Source organism: Bacillus sp. HY001, from assembly GCF_007558965.1.
Taxonomy (GTDB): domain Bacteria; phylum Bacillota; class Bacilli; order Bacillales; family Bacillaceae_G; genus Bacillus_A; species Bacillus_A mobilis.
In genome coordinates this window covers 1-1,659 of record NZ_VLTE01000143.1, presented here as the reverse complement: position 1 = coordinate 1,659, position 1,659 = coordinate 1, and the positions used below count along the sequence as shown (strand labels likewise).

1 protein-coding gene is annotated in these 1,659 nt (G+C 34.2%); it reads left to right on the top strand.

Annotated features, from left to right (window positions below):
* Positions 1–91 precede the first annotated feature (91 nt).
* Entirely contained in the window at positions 92–1,528 is a 1,437-nt protein-coding gene (locus FOT98_RS29270) for an IS4 family transposase (RefSeq protein ID WP_001053964.1), read from the top strand.
* The last annotated feature ends 131 nt before the right edge of the window (positions 1,529–1,659 follow it).

The following is a 1,659-nucleotide window of genomic DNA, read 5'->3' as shown; positions in this document are numbered from 1 at the left end:
CATGCCCATCAACTTAAGAATTTTCACTACCCCCAAGTGACAAAAAACGTTATTCTTTCTAAAAAGCTAGCTAGAAAGGGTGACATTTTTTATGAATCTTTCGATTCAAGATGAATTACAACTATTTTCTGAAGAACTGTATCGTCATTTAACCCCTTCTCTTTTGGAAGAACTCGCAAAAGAATTAGGTTTTGTAAAAAGAAAACGAAAGTTTTCTGGAAATGAATTAGCTACCATATGTATTTGGGTAAGTCAACGTACAGCGAGTGACTCGCTTGTTCGACTATGCAGTCAATTACATGCGGCCACAGGCACTCTTATGAGTCCAGAAGGACTCAATAAACGCTTTGATAAAAAAGCGGTTGAATTTTTGAAATATATTTTTTCGGCATTATGGAAAAGTAAAATCTGTGAAACATCGGCCATTTCAAGCGCGGCGCTCACGTATTTTCAACGAATTCGTATTTTAGATGCGACGATTTTCCAAGTACCAAAACATTTAGCCCATGTATATCCTGGATCAGGTGGTTGTGCACAAACAGCGGGTATCAAGATTCAATTAGAATATGACTTACATAGCGGACAGTTTCTAAACTTTCAGATAGGTCCAGGAAAAAATAATGATAAGACCTTTGGAACAGAATGCTTAGACACATTACGTCCAAGCGATTTATGTATCCGTGATTTAGGTTATTTTTCATTAGAAGACTTAGATCAAATGGATCAACGAGGTGCTTATTATATATCCAGATTAAAATTAAACCATACCGTGTATGTAAAAAATCCGTTTCCAGAATACTTTCGAAACGGAACCGTAAAAAAGCAATCACAGTATATCCAAGTTGATTTAGAACATATTATGAACAATTTAAAACCCGGTCAAACATACGAAATAAAAGAAGCTTACATTGGAAAGAATCAAAAACTATTCACACGTGTAATTATCTATCGTTTAACAGACAAACAGATACAGGAACGTAGAAAAAAACAAAGTTACACTGAAAGTAAAAAGGGTATTACATTTTCAGAAAAGAGTAAACGATTAACGGGTATCAACATATATGTCTCAAATACGCCTGAAGGAGTTGTTCCGATGGAACAAATACATGACTTTTACTCCCTTCGCTGGCAAATAGAAATTATTTTTAAAACGTGGAAATCCTTATTTCAAATTCATCATTGGCAAACTATCAAAAAAGAGCGATTAGAATGTCATGTGTATGGAAGACTTATTGCCATCTTTATCTGTTCTTCTACGATGTTTAAGATGCGTAAACTTCTTTTGCAAAAGAACAAAAGAGAATTAAGTGAATATAAAGCCATTGGGATGATTCAAGATCATGTATCGCTGTTATATCAAGCGATACAGAGAAACACCCAAAATCTAACAAAGATTTTAATCCGTTTGTTCGACCTCCTACAGAAGAATGGACGGAAATCTCATCGATATGAGAAGAAAACTATCTTTGATATTATGGGTGTTGTCTATGAGTATAATGGGTTTGGAAAACAAAAGAAAGCTGCATAATTTTTAAAATGAAACTCGTTAGAGTTTATTTGGTGTGTGTACTTTTCAATACCAAAAGTACATTACGTGTTTTTTAGTTTGTTTGAACGAAAGTTCATTTTGTTTTCGTTCTTAAGTTGATGGGCATGTGG